General features: G+C 63.5%; 22 protein-coding genes and 1 pseudogene. 12 read left to right on the top strand and 11 right to left on the bottom strand.

Annotated elements, in window-relative coordinates; all coding sequences use genetic code 11:
• Positions 1–17 precede the first annotated feature (17 nt).
• The 4 genes from BLV27_RS15495 to BLV27_RS15480 are packed head-to-tail and all read left to right on the top strand — an operon-like array spanning position 18 to position 3,733.
• The gene (locus BLV27_RS15495; RefSeq protein ID WP_092647407.1) at positions 18–1,004 is read left to right on the top strand and encodes a TRAP transporter substrate-binding protein; all 987 of its coding nucleotides are present in this window, start codon (positions 18–20) and stop codon (positions 1,002–1,004) included.
• 58 nt (positions 1,005–1,062) lie between these two features.
• Positions 1,063–1,776 (top strand): TRAP transporter small permease, encoded by a 714-nt coding sequence (locus BLV27_RS15490; protein ID WP_092647406.1) that lies wholly within the window; start codon positions 1,063–1,065, stop codon positions 1,774–1,776.
• Positions 1,773–3,071, top strand: coding sequence for a TRAP transporter large permease (locus BLV27_RS15485; RefSeq protein WP_092647405.1), 1,299 nt, complete (start codon positions 1,773–1,775; stop codon positions 3,069–3,071). Before BLV27_RS15490 ends, BLV27_RS15485 begins: the two co-directional genes overlap by 4 nt.
• The gene (locus BLV27_RS15480) at positions 3,068–3,733 is read left to right on the top strand and encodes an aspartate/glutamate racemase family protein (protein WP_244504702.1); all 666 of its coding nucleotides are present in this window, start codon (positions 3,068–3,070) and stop codon (positions 3,731–3,733) included. Before BLV27_RS15485 ends, BLV27_RS15480 begins: the two co-directional genes overlap by 4 nt.
• Here the strand turns inward: BLV27_RS15480 and BLV27_RS15475 are convergent.
• Positions 3,730–4,626, bottom strand: coding sequence for an SMP-30/gluconolactonase/LRE family protein (locus BLV27_RS15475; RefSeq protein ID WP_092647429.1), 897 nt, complete (start codon positions 4,624–4,626; stop codon positions 3,730–3,732). The genes BLV27_RS15480 and BLV27_RS15475 overlap by 4 nt on opposite strands.
• Positions 4,627–4,705: 79 nt before the next feature.
• On the opposite strand from BLV27_RS15475, the gene BLV27_RS15470 reads away from it, so the two are divergent.
• Entirely contained in the window at positions 4,706–5,122 is a 417-nt protein-coding gene (locus BLV27_RS15470) for a GlcG/HbpS family heme-binding protein (RefSeq protein WP_092647403.1), read from the top strand.
• Between the two features lie 9 nt (positions 5,123–5,131).
• Here BLV27_RS15470 and BLV27_RS15465 read toward each other — a convergent pair whose 3' ends face one another.
• Complete coding sequence (locus tag BLV27_RS15465) at positions 5,132–6,175, bottom strand: L-idonate 5-dehydrogenase (protein ID WP_092647402.1); 1,044 nt, start codon at positions 6,173–6,175, stop codon at positions 5,132–5,134.
• A gap of 93 nt (positions 6,176–6,268) precedes the next feature.
• On the opposite strand from BLV27_RS15465, the gene BLV27_RS15460 reads away from it, so the two are divergent.
• Genes BLV27_RS15460 through BLV27_RS15445 form a run of 4 tightly spaced genes read left to right on the top strand, consistent with a single transcriptional unit; the run spans position 6,269 to position 8,755 of the window.
• The gene (locus BLV27_RS15460) at positions 6,269–7,036 is read left to right on the top strand and encodes an SDR family oxidoreductase (protein ID WP_092647401.1); all 768 of its coding nucleotides are present in this window, start codon (positions 6,269–6,271) and stop codon (positions 7,034–7,036) included.
• A complete protein-coding gene (locus BLV27_RS15455) occupies positions 7,033–7,536 on the top strand; it encodes a gluconokinase (RefSeq protein WP_139176684.1) in 504 nt (167 codons plus the stop codon). Before BLV27_RS15460 ends, BLV27_RS15455 begins: the two co-directional genes overlap by 4 nt.
• The gene (locus BLV27_RS15450; protein ID WP_092647400.1) at positions 7,533–8,417 is read left to right on the top strand and encodes an NAD(P)-dependent oxidoreductase; all 885 of its coding nucleotides are present in this window, start codon (positions 7,533–7,535) and stop codon (positions 8,415–8,417) included. The genes BLV27_RS15455 and BLV27_RS15450 overlap by 4 nt, the downstream gene beginning before the upstream one ends.
• Positions 8,414–8,755 carry a hypothetical protein gene (locus BLV27_RS15445; RefSeq protein WP_092647399.1) on the top strand — a complete coding sequence of 114 codons (342 nt, stop codon included), beginning with the start codon at positions 8,414–8,416 and terminating at the stop codon, positions 8,753–8,755. Before BLV27_RS15450 ends, BLV27_RS15445 begins: the two co-directional genes overlap by 4 nt.
• 56 nt (positions 8,756–8,811) lie before the next feature.
• Here the strand turns inward: BLV27_RS15445 and BLV27_RS15440 are convergent, their stop codons facing one another.
• The 8 genes from BLV27_RS15440 to BLV27_RS15410 all read right to left on the bottom strand — a co-directional run bounded on the left by BLV27_RS15440 (position 8,812) and on the right by BLV27_RS15410 (position 13,779).
• Positions 8,812–9,105 (bottom strand): cytochrome b family protein, encoded by a 294-nt coding sequence (locus BLV27_RS15440; protein WP_139176681.1) that lies wholly within the window; start codon positions 9,103–9,105, stop codon positions 8,812–8,814.
• Between the two features lie 109 nt (positions 9,106–9,214).
• On the bottom strand, positions 9,215–9,421 hold the full coding sequence (locus tag BLV27_RS15435; RefSeq protein ID WP_092647397.1) for a cytochrome b family protein: 207 nt from the start codon (positions 9,419–9,421) through the stop codon (positions 9,215–9,217).
• An 87-nt stretch (positions 9,422–9,508) separates the two neighbouring features.
• Positions 9,509–9,895 carry a carbohydrate ABC transporter permease gene (locus tag BLV27_RS19835; protein ID WP_244504701.1) on the bottom strand — a complete coding sequence of 129 codons (387 nt, stop codon included), beginning with the start codon at positions 9,893–9,895 and terminating at the stop codon, positions 9,509–9,511.
• 486 nt (positions 9,896–10,381) lie between these two features.
• Entirely contained in the window at positions 10,382–11,296 is a 915-nt protein-coding gene (locus BLV27_RS15425; protein ID WP_092647396.1) for a carbohydrate ABC transporter permease, read from the bottom strand.
• Positions 11,297–11,425: 129 nt separating this feature from the next.
• Positions 11,426–12,289 (bottom strand): extracellular solute-binding protein, encoded by an 864-nt coding sequence (locus BLV27_RS15420; protein ID WP_280140312.1) that lies wholly within the window; start codon positions 12,287–12,289, stop codon positions 11,426–11,428.
• Between the two features lie 3 nt (positions 12,290–12,292).
• Positions 12,293–12,667, bottom strand: a complete 375-nt coding sequence (locus BLV27_RS19830; RefSeq protein WP_244504700.1) for a hypothetical protein — start codon at positions 12,665–12,667, stop codon at positions 12,293–12,295.
• Positions 12,668–12,697: 30 nt separating this feature from the next.
• Complete coding sequence (locus BLV27_RS19585; protein ID WP_092647395.1) at positions 12,698–12,943, bottom strand: TOBE domain-containing protein; 246 nt, start codon at positions 12,941–12,943, stop codon at positions 12,698–12,700.
• A complete protein-coding gene (locus tag BLV27_RS15410; protein WP_211605524.1) occupies positions 12,940–13,779 on the bottom strand; it encodes an ABC transporter ATP-binding protein in 840 nt (279 codons plus the stop codon). Before BLV27_RS15410 ends, BLV27_RS19585 begins: the two co-directional genes overlap by 4 nt.
• 125 nt (positions 13,780–13,904) lie before the next feature.
• Between BLV27_RS15410 and BLV27_RS20240 the strand changes: the two are divergent.
• The 3 genes and pseudogenes from BLV27_RS20240 to BLV27_RS15400 form a co-directional block, all read left to right on the top strand.
• Positions 13,905–14,060 (top strand): annotated as a pseudogene (locus BLV27_RS20240) (LacI family DNA-binding transcriptional regulator); the annotation flags it as partial.
• 445 nt (positions 14,061–14,505) lie between these two features.
• Positions 14,506–14,934, top strand: a complete 429-nt coding sequence (locus tag BLV27_RS20235; RefSeq protein WP_425283665.1) for a substrate-binding domain-containing protein — start codon at positions 14,506–14,508, stop codon at positions 14,932–14,934.
• A gap of 93 nt (positions 14,935–15,027) precedes the next feature.
• Complete coding sequence (locus BLV27_RS15400; protein ID WP_244504699.1) at positions 15,028–15,987, top strand: LacI family DNA-binding transcriptional regulator; 960 nt, start codon at positions 15,028–15,030, stop codon at positions 15,985–15,987.
• Between the two features lie 56 nt (positions 15,988–16,043).
• Here BLV27_RS15400 and BLV27_RS15395 read toward each other — a convergent pair whose 3' ends face one another.
• Positions 16,044–17,177, bottom strand: coding sequence for a substrate-binding domain-containing protein (locus BLV27_RS15395; RefSeq protein WP_092647392.1), 1,134 nt, complete (start codon positions 17,175–17,177; stop codon positions 16,044–16,046).
• Positions 17,178–17,208: the final 31 nt, after the last annotated feature.

Here is a 17,208-nt window from a genome sequence, read left to right as displayed (position 1 = left end):
CATCCAGGGAGACAGATATGACCAAGACAATGACCCTTGCTGCCGCGGGTACCATCGCCGCGCTATCCGCCACCACCGCGCTTGCCGACGGCCACGCCCAGTCGTGGGACATGCCGATGGCCTATGCCGCGTCGAACTTTCACTCCGAACAAGGGGTGATCTTTGCCGACAAGGTGCGCGAATACACCGACGGCGCGGTCGATATCACCGTACATCCGGGCGGCTCGCTCTTCGGAGGGGGCGATATCAAGCGCGCGATTCAGACGGGACAGGTGCCTATTGGAGAGCGTCTGATGTCCAGCCACGCCAACGAGACGCCGCTGCTGGGCTGGGACAACCTGCCCTTCGTGGCCACCAGCTACGAGGCGAACGAGAAGTTGTGGCAGGCCGCCAGGGGTGCAGTGGACGAGGCGTTGGCCGAGCAACAGCTCGTGACCCTCTACACCTGCCCGTGGCCGGGACAGGGCTTCTACTTCAACAAGGAAGTGAACAGCTCCGCAGACACGCAGGGCATCAAGTTCCGCTCCTACAACACCGCGACGGCCACCTTCGCGGAAGAGCTTGGCATGGTCCCGGTGCAGGTTGAGGCTGCGGAACTGGCGCAGGCGCTGGCCACCGGCGTGGCGGAGGCGTTCATTTCCTCCGGTGCCACTGGCTATGACCAGAAGGTTTGGGAATACCTCAGCCACTACTACAAGGTGAACGCCTGGATGCCGCACAACTACGTCATGGTGAACAAGACGGTGTGGGACGGTCTGGATGCCGACACCCAGGCCGCCGTGCAGCGCGCCGCAGACGAGACGGCGGCCAGCTGCATTGCCCGATCCGAAGAGTTGACGAACTTCTACTTCGACGGCCTGGCCGAAAACGGCATGGACGTCACCGACGCCAGCCCCGAGTTCCTGGCCGAGCTGGAGGCCATCGGGGCCAAGATGACCGCAACCTGGCTGGCTGAAGCCGGCGAGTCGGGTCAGGCCATCCTCGACGCCTACAACGCGAACTGATGCAGCGTCGGCCGGCCCCCGGCGCGGGGCCGGCCGTTCCCGACACAAGGAATTTCCGATGACCGACTGGGCACCCGTGCTGGGCCTTCCGCTATGGGTCTGGCTGTTCATCCTGCCCAGCCTTATCGCCACCGCTTGCTACGTCGCGGGTCCCCGGCTGGAGCCGCGTCTGCGACCGATCTGGCGGGCGCTTGACGTGCTTTATCTGGCGTCAGGATGCCTTTCGGCGGTGTTCATGGTAATGATCCTGCTTTTGATCGTGGCGCAGATGATCGCCCGCTGGACCGGCGTTACCTTGCCGGGCACCACCGAATTCGCAGGTTACGCCATGGCGGGCACGTCGTTCTTCGCGCTCTGCCATGCGCTGACGCGGGGGGCGCATATCCGGGTGTCCATCATACTGAATGCGAATGCCTTCCTGAAACGCTGGCTCGACCTGTTTGCGGTCTTCGGGGCCGCTGTCATCGCCACCTATTTCGCCCGCTACGCCATCAAGGCCAATGGGTTCTCGGCTCTGCTTAACGACCGGACGCAGGGCCAGGACCAGATCCCAGAATGGATCGTCACCCTGCTGTCGCTGCCCAGCCGCGCGCCCGGTGAATGGGGTTCGGCGATGGCCGGGGCGGGCGATGGCTTGGTCTATACGCCGCTGTGGATCCCGCAACTGGCCATGTCGGCGGGCACGGTCCTGCTGGCGATTGCCCTTTGGGACACGCTCTGCCGAATGGCGGTCACGGGCACCAACCCAATCGTATCGGAGGCCGTGGAATGACCGAAGCCTACGCGACGATTGTCTTCCTTTTTGTCCTTTTCACGCTGCTCGGCTCCTCCATCTGGATCGGCCTTGCGCTCATGGGTGTGGCCTACGTGGGGATGGAACTCTTCACGACGCGGCCGGCGGGCGACGCGATGATCACAACCATCTGGACCTCGTCCAGCAGTTGGACCCTGACCGCGCTGCCTCTGTTCATCTGGATGGGCGAAATTCTGTACCGCACGCGTCTGAGTCAGGACATGTTCCGCGGCCTGGCCCCCTGGATGCGCTTCCTGCCAGGCGGGTTGCTGCATACCAACATTGCGGGCTGCACGATCTTCGCCGCCGTTTCCGGTTCCTCGGCGGCGACGCTGACGACGGTGGGCAAGATGTCCATTCCGGAGCTGCGCAAGCGCGGCTACCCGGAATACATGATCGTGGGCACGCTTGCGGGGGCGGCCACGCTGGGCCTGATGATCCCGCCGTCCCTGACGCTGATCGTCTATGGCGTGTCGATCAACGAAAGCATCATCAAGCTCTTCATGGCAGGCATCATACCCGGCTTGGTTTTGGCGGCGCTGTTCATGTCCTACATCGTCGGCTGGCATTTCCTGCAACCGGGTCAACGACCCCCGCCCGAGCCGTCGATTTCCCTGCGCGAAATGTTGGCCGAAAGCCGGTTTCTGATTCCAGTCCTCTGTCTCGTCTTCGCGGTCATCGGGTCGATGTACTTCGGCTGGGCCACCGCGACCGAGGCTGCGGCCGTGGGTGTTCTGGGTGCGCTGACCCTGGCTGCCTTCCAGCGCTCGCTCTCGGCTTCCACCTTCTTCGAGAGTTTGATGGGGGCCACTCGCACCTCTGCCATGATCGCACTGATCCTGATGGGGGCGGCGTTCCTGTCGCTGTCGATGGGCTTTACCGGCCTGCCACGCGCGCTGGCGGCCTATATCGACAGCATCAACCTGTCGCCCATCGCGCTGATCGCGGCGTTGACGATTTTCTATATCATCTTGGGCATGTTTCTCGACGGGATTTCGTCGGTTGTCCTGACCATGGCTATCGTGGAGCCGATGATCCGCACGGCGGGCATTGACCCGATTTGGTTCGGCATTTTCATCGTTGTCGTGGTGGAAATGGCGCAGGTGACGCCGCCCATCGGGTTCAACCTTTTCGTGCTGCAAGGCATGACCCGACACGAGATCGGCTACATCTCCAAGGTGGCCTTGCCGATGGTGGGGCTGATGTTGCTGATGGTGGTCCTGCTGGTGGCGTTTCCGGGGCTTGCGACGTGGCTGCCCGACAACCTGCGGTGACCGCGCTTACGGTGCTTCAACTCGATACGGGCTTCCCGCGCGTGCCCGGCGACGTGGGCTGCGCGGCGACCTATACCGGCACCGTTCAGGTACTTCGCATCCCCCGAGCCACGGTTGCGCATGTGGTCACGTCCAATCCCGATGCCATCGATATCGCGCCGTTCGAGGCCGCGATCGCACTGGCACAGGGCGAAGTCATCGCGACTTCCTGCGGCTTCCTCGCCCCATTTCAGGACCGGCTTGCGGCCCGGACGGGCCGACCCGTTATTGCGTCGGCCCTGGGTGCGCTCGACGATCTGTCGCTCACTCATTCTCCTGACCAGATCCTGATCATAACGTTCGATGCGAGCATTTTGGGGCCGGCCCATCTTGGCCGGCACGCAGTCTTTGCCCAGGGCATCGTCGGCTTGCCGCCAGACAGCCATTTACGACGGGTGATTGTCGGTGATCTCACCAAGCTCGACACCGACAGGGCAGGGGCCGAGGTTGTGGCGCTGGTCGCGCGGCATCGTCGCCCCGCGCATCGCCATATCCTACTCGAATGCACGAACCTGCCCCCCTACAAGGCGGCACTGCGCGCGGCCACGGGGCTGCCGGTCACCGACATCCTGTCCCGGATCGAAGCCGCCCGACCGGGCACTGTCGTCCCGGCCTTTGTCTAGGGTCGCTGCACGCCGCTGACGGCCAGCGTGATACGGTAGAGACTGGTCGTTGCAGTGATGTAGAGTTGGTGTTTCGCACGCCCGCCGAAGCAGACGTTCGACACCACCTCCGGCACATGGATTTTTCCCAACAGCCGCCCATCGGGTGCAATGCATTGCACACCGTCCCCGGCCGAGGTCCAGATGTTGCCATGGGTGTCCAACCGAAATCCGTCCGCCGCGCCCGGAGATACGGTGTGGAAATGCGCCCCTTCTCCAAGGCTATCGCCCTGAACGGGATAGACCCGCATCTGCTTTGGGTCGTCGCTGAACATTCTGCCGGTGTCGGCGACATACAAAAGGCTTTCATCCGCCGAGAAAGCCAGCCCGTTGGGGCAATTCATGTCCCAAACCACAACGTGCATCGCGCTGCTGTCGGGGTCCACGCGGTAAACGACGCAGGGGTTTTCCTGCTCACCTCGGAACCCCTCGTAATCGGTCATTATCCCGTAATGCGGGTCGCTGAACCAGATCGACCCATCTGATTTCACCACCACGTCATTGGGTGAATTCAATCGCTTGCCGTCGAACCCGTCGGCGATCACGGTAATCGACCCATCGTATTCCGTTCGCGTCACCCGCCGCGCGCCATGCTCGCAACTGACCAGTCGCCCCTGAAGGTCGCGCGTATGCCCGTTGGAGTAGTTCGCCGGCGCGCGATAGGTCGAGATGCCATCCGCCTCCGTCCAGCGCAGGATGCGGTTGTTCGGGATGTCCGAGAACAGCAGGCATCCCGCGTCGCCGAACCACACCGGCCCCTCGGCCCAGTCGAAGCCTGTGGCCAGCCGCTTGACCGGCGCATTACCCAGAACATAGTGCCCGAAGATGGGGTCGATGACTTCGAAATCTGACATGTGCCGCTTGTCCTTCTCAGGGAGGGGTGCGAGATTGGTATCGATAACACTTTCCTGCGTCAAACCCGGAAGGCCTCCCATGCACTATACCGCCGCGACACGCATCCTGACCCATACCGGTGCGATGGAAATGCTTCGCGCGGGCGTCGCCAAGGCCGAGGAAATAGGTCAGCCGCAGTGCATTGTGATCGTCGATGCTGCCGGTGAGGTGTTGGCCGAAGTGCGGATGATCGGGGCCAAGTTCCTCAGCCGCAAATCCGCCCTTGCCAAGGCCATGACAGCGGCCAGCACCGGCGGGGCGACTGTCCTCATACCCGAGGTGGTGCGCCCCGCCATCGCCGCTGCCACCGACGGGGGCATCACCGGGCTGCCCGGTGGCCTGCCGATCCGGCTGGACGGCCATCTGCTTGGCGGGATCGGTGTTGGATCGGGTACCGGAGAGCAGGACATCGCCGTCGCCGAGGCCGCGCTGCGCGCCATCGGGGCGGAGGTTTAGGCCGGTTGCTCAGGCGAAGCTGATCTGCGCCTTCATCGTCTGACTGCGGTCGCCCGCAAGATCGAACCCCGCCACCGCATCGTCGATGCCGACCGTGTGCGTGATCAACGGTTTCACGTCGATCAGGCCCTTCTGCATCAGGCTGACGCCGGTGTGGAATTCCCCGTGAAACCGGAACGAGCCCTTCAGCGAAAGCTCCTTCGCGGTGATCGCCTGCATCGGCAGCGACATGTCTCCACCCAGACCCAACTGCATGATCGTGCCGCCCGGACGCATTGCGTGGATGCCCGCCGTCAGCGCCGGGGCCGCGCCCGAACATTCGTACAGAACGTCGAACGTCCCCTTGTCGGCTGTGAATTGCGCCAGCCCGTCGGACGCGGCCCCCATGTTGATGGTCAGGTCCGCACCCACACGCTTGGCCATCGCCAGCGTGAAATCCGACAGGTCAGTTGCCACGATGAAATCCGCGCCCGCGCGGCGGGCACAGATGATCGACAGGATGCCGATCGGCCCGCAGCCCGTCACAAGAACCGACTTGCCCACGAGGTTCCCGGCCCGTCGCGTCGCGTGAAGGCATACGGCCAACGGTTCGGCCATCGCCGCCTCGCCGGCAGTCAGTCCAATGGCGATCGCGCATTGCGACGGATCGACGTTGAGCACTTGTCTGAACGCGCCCTGTATATGCGGGAAGGGCATCGCTGATCCGTAGAAGCGCATGTTCAGGCACTGGTTCTGCGCCCCTTCCAGGCAGAATTTGCAGCTGTTGCAGGGGCGCGATGGCGACACCGCGACCAGTTGCCCGACCTCCAGCCCTGTTACCCCATCGCCCAAAGCGGTGATGTGCCCCGCGACTTCGTGGCCCAGCACCATCGGCTCACGCAGCTTGATCGTGCCGAAGCCGCCGTTGTGATAATAATGCAGGTCCGAACCGCAGATGCCGCCTGCGGCCATGGTGATCTGCACCTGGCCGGGCGTGGGGGCTGTCACGTCCCGTGTTTCGATCCGCAAGTCATGGGGGGCGTGGATGACGATGGCTTTGGTCTGCTCTGTCATGGGATGTCCTTCCGACAAGCGGCGCTGTTGACTCGGGTTGTTAACGATAACATAAACGGCACATCTTCCCCTGTCGAGACCAAGGACCCTGCCATGAGCCTCTCTCTTTTCGATCTGACCGGCAAGCGCGCGCTCATCACCGGGTCGTCGCAGGGGATCGGCTTCGCGCTTGCCCGCGGGTTGGCTGCGGCCGGGGCCTCGATTGTGCTCAACGGGCGCGACGAAGCCAAGCTGGAGGCTGCCGCCAAGACCCTTCGTGCCGAAGGGGCGCATGTCGCTGCGCTGGTTTTCGACGCCACCGATCACGACGGCGTCCGTGCTGCGGTCGACGGGTTCGAGGCGGAAAGCGGTCCGATCAACATCCTGGTCAACAACGCAGGCATGCAGCACCGCACCCCGTTGGAGGATTTCCCGGCGGACGCGTTCGAGCGTTTGCTGCAAACCAACATCGCTTCGGTCTTCCATGTCGGCCAGGCGGTCGCGCGCCACATGATCAAGCGCGGGGCGGGAAAAATCGTCAACATCTGCTCGGTCCAGACGGCACTCGCCCGCCCGGGCATTGCGCCTTACACAGCGACAAAGGGTGCCGTGGCGAACCTGACCAAGGGCATGGCGACCGATTGGGCCAAGTACGGCCTGCAATGCAACGGGCTGGCACCCGGCTATTTCGACACCCCGCTCAACAAGGCGTTGGTCGACGATCCGAAGTTCACTGAGTGGCTGTCGAACCGTACGCCCGCAGGCCGCTGGGGCAACGTGGAGGAGTTGGTCGGGACCTGCATCTTCCTGTCGTCGCCCGCGTCCAGCTTTGTGAACGGCACCGTGGTTTATGTCGACGGCGGGATCACCGCATCGCTATGACCGGCTTTTATGTCGTCATGGGCGTATCGGGCTGCGGCAAGAGCACCGTCGGCAAGGGCCTTGCACAGGCGCTGGGCGGAACGTTTATCGACGGCGACGATCTTCATCCGAAGGCCAACATTGAGAAGATGAGCGCCGGAACACCTCTGACCGACGAGGACCGCTGGCCATGGTTGCAAGCCGTCGGCGAGAGCCTGCGGCAAGGCGAACCGCCCCGTGTCGTCGCCTGTTCCGCGCTCAAGCGCGTCTATCGTGACAGGATCATCGCTGCCGCCGGGCTGCCCGTCGTTTTTGCGCATCTGCACGGCAGCTACGCGGTGTTGTCCGACCGGATGAGCAAACGCGATGGGCATTTTATGCCGACGAAACTGCTCGACAGCCAGCTTGCCACGCTGGAGATGCCCGGGACGGACGAACGCGCCGTGACCCTGGACATCGACCAGCCGCCCGAGGCTTTGATCGCGGCCACAGTCGACGCGGTCACGGTAATCGACCGTTGAGCCTGGGACTCGCCTTGATCGGCGCAGGGGCCATGGGCGGCGCGATCGGCACCCGCCTTCTGGAAACCGGCCAGAGGTTGGCCGTATTCGACCTGAATGCCGATGTCGTGCAGGCGCTCGTCGACAAGGGCGGAACCGCCGCCGGCAGTGCCGCCGAGGCCGCGGCGGTATCGGACGTCGTCATCATCTCGCTCAACGGACCGCATATCGTGGACAGCGCCGTCTTCGGCGCAGGCGGCGTTGCCGAGGGGGCCCGGCCCGGCACCCTGATTATCGACATGTCGTCTATCGATCCCGAGGCGACGAAAGACCTCGCCGCCAAAGCGGTCGAAGCCGGTCTGCGCTGGGTCGACAGCCCCTTGTCGGGCGGCGCGCCCAAGGCCCTCGTCGGTGAGCTTACGCTGATGGCGGGCGGCGCAGAGAAGGACGTGGCCGACGCGCGCATGGCATTGCAGCATGTCGCGTCGAACATCACGCATATGGGTCCGGCAGGGGCCGGGCAGACGACTAAGCTCATCAATCAGGTGCTGTGCGGTCTGAATTTCCTTGCCGTGGCCGAAGCCACCAAGCTGGCCGAAGACGCCGGTGTCGATGCGGCCAAGATTCCGCAGGCGCTGAAGGGCGGTCGGGCCGACAGCGCGATCCTGCAAGAATACATGCCGCGCTATGTCGCCCGAGACTACCGCCGCACGGGCCGCATCGACAACATGGTCAAGGATTTGAACGGCGCACAGGATCTGGCCCGGCGCACCAATACGCCGATGCCGATGACTGCACTCTGCGCGGAGGTGCATCGCCTGCTGACGGCCGCCGGTCTGGGCGGCGAGGATCAGGCGGCGCTGATGGAATTCTTCAATGGCCCCGAGGAGTTGGACCAATGATCACGCGCTACGCCCTGTTTCAGGGTACCGTCCACGACGGCCAGACCGAGGCGTTCCGCGCCGCGGTTCTGAAAGAACTGGTGCCCGTGTGGAAGCGGATGCCGGGCGCAACCGCCGTTCACGTCACGTTCGGCGACAGCCGCGACGAAGGCGCGCCCGAGTTTCCGGTGATCCTCGCCACGGAGTATCCTGACATGGACGCGGTTCAGGTGGCGCTCGAGTCGCCGGTGCGGATCGAGGGGCGCGAAGCGACGCAGTCGGTGCTGGGGCGCTTCTATACCGGCGTCGTTCATCATCACGTTACAACCGCGCATCACTATCAACTCCAAGGCAATTGAGCCGAACGGATTTGAGCAAGCGTCGGGCACCCTGTCAGGGTGCCCTTTTTTGCTGGTCACTCTCCGGGTGAGTGGCCTTCGTCGATGCGGCGCGGGCGCGGCGCGCACGGCCCCCAAATCGCACGGTAGCTGTCCATCGCAAGTCCAAGCCGTTGCAGGAACCAGGCGATCAGCAAAAGCAACGCCCACCATCCCAAAACCACGACGCACATCCAGATCGGGCCGTTCGCTTGCCACATGCCTGTCAGTATCGTGATTGCGCCCAAGGCGAGCACTCCGTAACCAAGCCCTTTGTGTACTGCTTCGAACACGATCCGGCGCACGGTCGTCGTAGTGGTCGCCCTGCTCACCCACGGGGTCGGTGGGCCCGCCCTTGGTCCCGCCCAGAAAACCGGAGGCCGCCTGTACCGCTCCGAAACTGGTTAACGCCCAACCCATCCAGTGGTGCAGCCAAAGTGTTCAGGTGGTGGAGTCCGCGCCCTTGGACTGCAAGATGATTGCGACCCCTACGAACATGATGAGTACGGCGGTGATCTGCCCGAAGCGGTGAATGTTCCACCAGACCTGACTGTCCAGATTGGCCGGGTAGTCCTGCCCCGGGATCACTTTCATATAGCGCGTGATCAGCACGGCCAGCGGCGCTATCACGCCCCAGGACAGCATCATGATCCGTCCATGCAGCTTGATGACGTCCCCCAGGTCATGGACCCGGCTGCTGTCAATCGGTTGGAGGAGCCACTCCCAAATCGGATCTCACCCCTTTACGGCCCCAACGGTCATGCCGGTGATGATCTGGCGCGAGGCGACGAAGGTGAAGATGACCGGCGGGATCGCCAGCAACATCCCTGTCGCCATGATCGCCCCCCAATCGATATCATATTCGGTGAGGGAGTTCACTTTGGTCACCGGCACCGTCCGGCTGTTCCGGTCGGCCAGCGCGTTGCCCAGAAGGAACTCGTTCCCCGCCACGCAGAAGGTGAAAATGGCGGCCGCGGCAAGACCGGGCTTGATGAGCGGAAGAACCACCATGAAGAACGCCTGGAACGGATTGGCCCCGTCCATCCGTGCGGCTTCCTCCAGCTGGATTGGCACCCGCACAATGAACGACTGCAATATCCAGATTACGAAGGGCAGGTTCATCGCCGTGTAATTGAGAATGAGGCCAAAGCGTGTGCCGTCGATGCCGTACTGGAACGTCCAGATTCCGAAACACCGACACCAACAGGACCGCGGGCGGGACCATGCGCATCATCAGCGTGGTCATGGACACCGTATCGCGCCCCATGAGGCGGAACCGCACAAGCGCATAGGCCGCCACGCACCCGATGATGAGCGTGAGCGCCGTCGAAACGGTCGCCACGATCAGCGAATTGACCAATGCGCGCCCGAAGGTCGGGTCGCAGCGACGAACGTGCTCGACCTCGCACCATAGCATGTCGCAGAGCGCGGTCTCGTAGTTTCGGATCGTGGGGAAGAACAGCAGGGCCGAGGTGTCGGACATGATGTCCACGTTCAGCTTGAACGAGGTCGCCAGCATCAGAAAAATCGGCCCCACTGACATCACGGTCAGTGCGACCAGCAAGGCATAGAACGCGGGGTTCGCCGCGAGTGTGGTGGGTTTGGCCATCAGTGGGCCTCCTCGGATTCGGCGCGGATGCGGGCGGCTCGGGCGTCCATGACCTTGCCATAGAAGAACATGGCGAGCGTCAGGATCATCAGCAAAATCAAGAGGAGGTTGGACATCGCCGCGGTGTAGCCCAGCTCTTTGAATTCACTGGCCGTTCGGGAGATTCGCAAGGCAAAGATCTCAGTTGATAGCCCCGGTCCGCCGTTGGTCATTACAAGGATGACCTCCAGCACCTTGAAGGCGTCGATCAGGCGCAGGAGCGCGGTCACGAGCAGCGCTGGAAGCATTAGCGGCAGCTTGATGTAGACGATCATCTGCCAGCCCGTAGCGCCGTCGATGCGCGCGGCCTCCATGGCCGAGCAGGGAAGCGACTGGAGCGCGGCTAAGGACAGGAAGATTATGAAGGGCGTCCGTTGCCAGACGTCTGCGATAGCCACAGACGTGAAGGCCCAGCCGCCGTCGGAGAGCCAAGGGACCGGGTCCAAGCTGATTGATTTCAATGTACGATTCAGGATGCCGACGGTCGGATGGTACATGTCGCGCCACATCAACCCGACCATGATCGGGGCGATCATCATCGGCAGGATGAACACCGTCCGAAGGATCGTCATACCCTTGAGCTGACGGTCCAGCAACAGGGCCAAGCTGACGCCCAGGACCATCTCGACAGAGACGGCGACGGCGGCAAAGCGCAGGGTCACGCCCATGCTTTCCAGAAAGGCTTCTTCGCTGAAAAGGTTGATGTAATTGCGAAGGCCGACGAACTCCGCCTCGCCGATCCGCTGGCTCGGATTCCAGTCGAGGAAGCTGGCCCATATCATGTAGCCGACCGGATACATCAGCGCGACGGCAAGGATCAGAACCGCAGGCGCAAGGAAAAGATAAGGTGTAAGGCGGTTGGCGTTGGCGATCATCTCGGGCGTCCAGAACTGGGACGGATTTCACGTCGGATGCGCGGGTGATCTACGGGTGATCTGCGTCGGACGTGGAGGCCGTGGGCCCAGCCCCCGGATCGGGGACCGGACGTCGTTACCGGGTGCAGGTCACTCCTGCCAGGCGTAGTAACCCTCTTGTTGCATGGTCGCGCGGGTGCGCTCGGCCACGCCGTGCAGTGCTTCCTGGATGTCGAGACCCTCGGTCAGGACCTGGCTCATCGTGGTACCGATGTCGGCGTTGATTGACCCCGAGGCGGGGATGATCGGGCACCAGTCGGGATCGGCGAACTGCAGCGCTTCGCCGAAGGTGGCGGAGTAGGGGGACTTCTCGTTCAACTCCGCGTTCCGGTAGGTCGAGAAGCGCGAGGGGTTTCCGCCCTCCATGGCCACTGCCAGGTCACCTTTCTTGCAGGTCAGCCACTGGATCATCAGGAAGGCCGCTTCCTTACTGGGCGCGTTCGCCGGAATGGCGAGGCCGAACCCGCCGGTCTGGCTGCCACGGCGCACGCCTTCGGGGTGCATGGCGTGACCGACGTTGCCCGCGACCGTCGACTCGGTCGGGTCTTCAAACCCGGCGGCGAAAGCGATCGAGTCCATGAACATCGCGGCCTGACCCTGCTTGAAGGGGGCCGCTCCGGCGGGGCCAAAAGTCGTGCCGCCGCCCTCGGGGCCGCAATCCACGATCGTCTTGAGTGCGTTGGCGGCGGCAACGCCGGCCTCGTTGTTGATGATCGGGTTCCACCGTTCGTCGAAGATGCGCCCGCCCAGCGGGGCGAGGTGCAAAAGGAACGCATGGCTGGCCTGGTGGCCGGAGGCCGCGCGCGACGCCATGCCGTCCATGCCCGGCTCCACCTCGGGGATCTGGCGGGGGATTTCCTGAAGCTCGTCGTAGTTGGTGAGCACCTCGATTCCGTGCTTTTCGAAGATGTCCTTGCGGTAGGCGAGGACCGATGTCTCGGAGCCGAAGGGGATGCCCTAGGCGAAGCCGAGCGCGCCGGGCAGATAGCCCTTTTCGCCGCCTGCGACACCGATGTTCTGCACGTAGCCGGTGATCAGGTCCGACTGGTCATAGGTCGGGTCGGCCGGCGCGGGGTTCATGAAATACTTGGCCAGCTCCAGCGTCTGACGCTCCCGCATGCGCAGGTATTGAAGCTGATCGACCCCGACCTCGATGCCGGTCTCTTCGGTGAACTGGTCCAGCACGTTTATCGCCGCGTCGTAATATGGCTGTGCGGGGAAGTCTACGATCAGGGTCGTCCCTTTGTATGGGGCGTAGGGATTGGCGAGTGCGGTTCCCGCGGCAAGCGCGGCCAGCGTGGCACCTGTGAGCGTGGTTCTGAAGTTAAGCATATGTCTCTCTCTGAGTTGCTGTTTATGTGGTTAGATTCGCAGGCCGGAGGTACGGTCGAAGTCCATCAGTTCGTCGGTCAGGACGCCAAAGGACCGCATGGTGCCGCAGGCGATGGGGGTGGCGCTGTTGGCTTCCACCAGCACGTCTTCGGTGCCGCAGCGGGTCACGAGGACGGATTCAGCGCCGAGGTATTCCGCCACGATCACGCGCAGATCGATCGGGGTGCCGGGCGTCTGTTCCAGCGAAACCGACGACGGGCGCAGGCCCGACGTCACGGCCCTGATGTTATGGGCGCGCAGGCGGGTGGCCAGCGCGCCGGGAAGGGGCAGTTCGAAGCCTTCGCCGCCACCATGACCGTGCTGCCCCCGTCGGTCAGATCGCCGTCGAGTAAGTTCATCGTCGGGCTTCCGATGAAGCCTGCCACGAATTTGCTTATTGGCGATTTGAGCAGGCCCTCGGGCGTATCCTGCTGCTGGATGACGCCGTTCGCCATAACGACGGTTCGGTCGCCCAGCGTCACTGCCTCCACCTGGTCGTGCGTGAAGTAGACCATGTTCTTGTCGATGGTATTGCGCATCTCGGCTAGTTCGGTGCGCATCTTGGCTCGCAGCTTGGCATCGAGGTTGGACAGCGGTTCATCGAAGAGAAACGTGCCCGCGTCGCGCACCATGGCGCGGCCCATCGCGACGCGCTGCCGTTGGCCGCCCGACAACTCCGCCGGTTCGCGGTCGAGGAAGTGGCCGATGTTGAGCAGGTCGGCGGTCCGCTGCACGCGTTCGTCGATTTCCGTACTTTTCACCTTCTGCAGGCGCAGGGCGAAGGACATGTTCTTGGCGATGTTCATGTGCGGGTAGAGGGCGTAGTCCTGAAACACCATGGCGATGTCGCGGGCCTTGGGGTCGAGGTGGCTGATCGGTTTGCCGTCGAAAGTGATCTCCCCGCCCGGAAGCGTTTCAAGCCCCGCCAGAATACGCAGCGTCGTGGACTTGCCGCAGCCCGAGGGGCCGACGAGCACGGTAAAATCGCTGTCGTCGAGATGCAGGTTGAAAGGTCCCAGCATGCGGGGCGACCCGTAGGACTTCTCCATGTTGTAAAAGATGATCTCGGGCACCTGGCCCTGCCCTGCCTGGGTGATAACGATAACACTACAGCCCCCGCCGTGGAGGAAGCCAGCTTGTCATGGAAGAGCGTTAACGTTTACGTAAGCCCGTCTTCCCCGCCTTATCAGGATGCCCCATGGCCGGTCGTACCCGTGACACCACGTCGGGCATCTATGCCGTCGCCGCCGAAGCCTGGGTTATTGTGATGACCGTCAGCCGCGCGATGCGAGGCGTAGAGGGGGTTTCGACGGCCAGGCGCGAAGCGATCCTGCAGATCGCGCGGCGGCTGAATTACGTGCCAAATTCCAACGCGCGGGCACTGTCGCAGGCCAACGCCGACCTGATCGGGATTTCGGTGCCGAACCTGCTTAACGATGTGTTCGCGGATGTGTTGCAAGGCACGCGCGGCACAATCCAGAAGGCCGGTTATTTCACCGTCATCGACATGACCGACTACAACATGGAGGTGGAATTGCGCTGGGTGTCGCGGCTGTTGTCCGTGCGCCCAGCGGCGCTGATCTTGACGGGGATAGGCCATTATCCAGATTCGCGGTCGACGTTGCGTGCGGCGGGTGTGCCGACGCTGGATACGTGGGATTTCTCGCTTGATCCAATCGACGTCTGCGTCGATCTCGACCATGTGCCGGCGGGCGCGGACTTGGCGCGTTATGTGCACGAACTGGGCTATCGTTCGCCAGCGTTCGTAGGCGCGCGGGTGGGGATGGATCCACGGGCGGATGCACGGCTGCGCGGTTTGGAAACGGTGTTCAGGGCCCCAGTTGTGCGCACAGGTGCCGCCCCGGAAAATGCGTTCCGCATGGGCGCGGAGCGCGCGCGCCTTGCTGAAGGATCACCGCCCCGACGTCGTGTTCTTTCTCAACGATCTGATGGCTTTTGGGGGCTTGACCGTCGCGCAGGAACTTGGCCTGCGCGTGCCCGAGGACATGGGCGTCGTGGGGTTCAATGCCCTGGGCCTCAACACGGTGCTGCCGGTACCGCTGACGACGGTGTCTACACCGCGGCACCTGATGGGTGTAACCGGTGCGCGCACCCTTCTGGCAAGGTTGCACGGCGTCGGGGTCGCGCGCGCGACCGCGCTGCCTATCAAGGTCCAGCCCGGCGGGACCACGCGCGCACAGCCGAAACGGTTGCAAGCGGAGGTCTGATCTGGCCTTATGGTATCGTTAACACGGGCTGGAACCGCCATGCGACGCACGCCAACGATGAAAGACGTGGCCAAGGCCGCCGGAGTGTCCGTGATGACGGTCAGCCGCGCTTTCAAGAGCGATGCTTCCGTCGGTGAACAGACCCGCCAACGCATCCATGCGGCGGCCGAAGAGTTGGGCTATGTTTTCGACAGCACGGCAGCCAACCTGCGCAGCCAGCGCAGTCATTTCGTGGCGGTGACGATCCCTTCGCTCAACAATGCGAACTTCGCGGGCACGGTGGAAGCGATGACCACCCGTCTGTCGCGGGCGGGGTACCAGGTGCTTTTGGGGCATACCAATTACGACACCCTGCGCGAGGAGCAGCTGATCGAGGAGTTTCTGCGCCGCCGCCCCGAAGCCATCGTGGTGACTGGCGGGCGGCATACCGAACGGGCGCGCCGCCTGCTGGCGCAATCGGGCGTCCCCGTGATCGAGACCTGGGACCTGCCCGAGGCCCCCATCGGTCATGTCGTCGGCTTTTCCAACGCGGCGTGCATGGACTTGCTGGTGGCGCATCTGGTGGCGCAGGGGCACAGCCGGATCGCATTTATCGGCGGCGACGTGGATGGCGATACGCGTGGGGCGGACCGGCGGCGCGGGTTCGTGGCCGCGATGCAGGTGCGGGGCCTGGATGCCACGCGGTTGATCGGTGCGGGACAGCCGCCGATTTCGATGCATGAAGGGGCCGCGGCAATGGCGCACCTGCTTGATACCCAGCCAGATGCAGAGGCTGTGATCTGCGTGTCTGATCTGTCGGCTTTCGGGGCATTGACGGAATGTCAGCGGCGCGGTGTCGCGGTTCCGGACGCCATGGCGGTCGCTGGTTTCGGTGCCTATGACATCGCAGGGATCTGCGTGCCGACGCTGACCACGGTCGATCCGTCACCTGTCGATATCGGCGACCGGACGGCGGCGATGGTGCTTGACTTGTTGGCGCACCCCGGGACGGGACGCGTCGAGCGGATCACCCCGGTTCTGCAGGTCGGGCAATCGACGGTCAGGCGCGGCTGAGCCGGGACGAAAGGCCACCCCCGCAGGGATGGCCCGTGGTTGGTTCAGGCGAAAGCTTACCGCTCAAGAGCGCCGACGCCCGAGAAACGGAAGGCTTCGGTTTGCAGCGCGTCCAATTCTTCCGTTGACATCTCGTCGTGGGCGATCTGGATGCGGCCGAGGAAGACGAAGGGCAGCTCGTCGCTTCGATCTTCCAGGTGGAACTTGATCGCCTCGGCCGTCGCGGCCCCGACGTCGTCGCCCATTCGCATCGGTGTCGCGTCGAGTTCGCCGCGTCGGATCGCGTCGAGTTCCAGACCCGTCCCGCCCCAGCCGGTCGAGAAAACTTCCCCGGCCTTGTTGACGGCCAATTGCGCCTCGACCGACCCCATGGCCATCGCGGTGTTCGCATTATGGATCACGCCCGCCTCGGGGTAGGCCTGAAGCATGAGGGACGTGCCCTCGAACCCGCCTTCGCGGGTGTATTCACCGTAGTGCTCGTAGGCCAGTTGCCAGTTTCCCTTTTCCTCGACACAGGCGGCCCAGTCGCCGGAGCGCTGGTTGTCGGTAATGCCCGGAATGCCACGGTTCATGGCGTAGGTGACGTCGTTGCCCAGGCGTTCAAGCATGTAGTCGCAGATGATGAGCGCCCCGGCGGCCGACGAGAAGTCGAACCAGTTGGCGGGCTGGTTCTCAAGATATTTGAGCGGTGTGTGGAAGGCCCATACGAACGTCGTGATGTCGGGGTTGGCGGCCAATTTGTCGATGTTGTCGGCCTGCGTGGCAAGCTCCGACGGGCCGAAGATGACGAAATCGTAAAGGTCGGCGTCCTGATCGACTTGCGACGCATAGGTGGCCTGAAGCGAATGTTCGACCTGGCGGCTTGCGAACTCGGTCGTCTCGAAGGCGATACCCAGTTCCTCAAGCCGTTTGGTCATGGCGAGATAGTTGCGGGCCCAGAAGTCCGAGGTATCGGCAGAGGGGTAGATCAGTGCGATCTGCAGCGGGTTCTCCAGCGTGCCTTTGTATGGGACGGCCTTGGCACCGACGACCGCCTGCAGGGCCTCAAGCGCGCCGTCGGCGTTGACCTGTTCGGGGACCCAGTAGTCGCGCTCCGCATCGTCGGGCATCGTCTTGAGCGGCAGGTGGCCGTCGGCATGGGCAGCGCCCGTGGCGAGCAGTGTCGTCATCAGCAGAATCTTAAGTTTCATGGTGTCTCCTCCCAGAGAGTATTGGGGCGGG

Source organism: Jannaschia faecimaris (assembly GCF_900107415.1).
Lineage (GTDB): Bacteria > Pseudomonadota > Alphaproteobacteria > Rhodobacterales > Rhodobacteraceae > Jannaschia > Jannaschia faecimaris.
Note: the sequence above shows the minus strand (reverse complement) of the source record. Positions and strands in the feature narration are given on the sequence as shown.

Coding starts and splice junctions, on each gene's coding strand:
- BLV27_RS15475 (WP_092647429.1), bottom strand. CDS start 4,626: ATGTCAGATTTCGAAGTCATCGACCCCATCTTCGGGCACTATGTTCTG.
- BLV27_RS15465 (WP_092647402.1), bottom strand. CDS start 6,175: ATGACAGAGCAGACCAAAGCCATCGTCATCCACGCCCCCCATGACTTG.
- BLV27_RS15395 (WP_092647392.1), bottom strand. CDS start 17,177: ATGAAACTTAAGATTCTGCTGATGACGACACTGCTCGCCACGGGCGCT.
- BLV27_RS20235 (WP_425283665.1), top strand. CDS start 14,506: ATGCACGGCTGCGCGGTTTGGAAACGGTGTTCAGGGCCCCAGTTGTGC.
- BLV27_RS15400 (WP_244504699.1), top strand. CDS start 15,028: ATGACGGTCAGCCGCGCTTTCAAGAGCGATGCTTCCGTCGGTGAACAG.
- BLV27_RS15425 (WP_092647396.1), bottom strand. CDS start 11,296: ATGATCGCCAACGCCAACCGCCTTACACCTTATCTTTTCCTTGCGCCT.
- BLV27_RS15445 (WP_092647399.1), top strand. CDS start 8,414: ATGATCACGCGCTACGCCCTGTTTCAGGGTACCGTCCACGACGGCCAG.
- BLV27_RS15470 (WP_092647403.1), top strand. CDS start 4,706: ATGCACTATACCGCCGCGACACGCATCCTGACCCATACCGGTGCGATG.
- BLV27_RS15495 (WP_092647407.1), top strand. CDS start 18: ATGACCAAGACAATGACCCTTGCTGCCGCGGGTACCATCGCCGCGCTA.
- BLV27_RS15455 (WP_139176684.1), top strand. CDS start 7,033: ATGACCGGCTTTTATGTCGTCATGGGCGTATCGGGCTGCGGCAAGAGC.
- BLV27_RS19830 (WP_244504700.1), bottom strand. CDS start 12,667: ATGCTTAACTTCAGAACCACGCTCACAGGTGCCACGCTGGCCGCGCTT.
- BLV27_RS15435 (WP_092647397.1), bottom strand. CDS start 9,421: ATGATGCTGTCCTGGGGCGTGATAGCGCCGCTGGCCGTGCTGATCACG.
- BLV27_RS15490 (WP_092647406.1), top strand. CDS start 1,063: ATGACCGACTGGGCACCCGTGCTGGGCCTTCCGCTATGGGTCTGGCTG.
- BLV27_RS19835 (WP_244504701.1), bottom strand. CDS start 9,895: ATGAACCTGCCCTTCGTAATCTGGATATTGCAGTCGTTCATTGTGCGG.
- BLV27_RS15460 (WP_092647401.1), top strand. CDS start 6,269: ATGAGCCTCTCTCTTTTCGATCTGACCGGCAAGCGCGCGCTCATCACC.
- BLV27_RS15485 (WP_092647405.1), top strand. CDS start 1,773: ATGACCGAAGCCTACGCGACGATTGTCTTCCTTTTTGTCCTTTTCACG.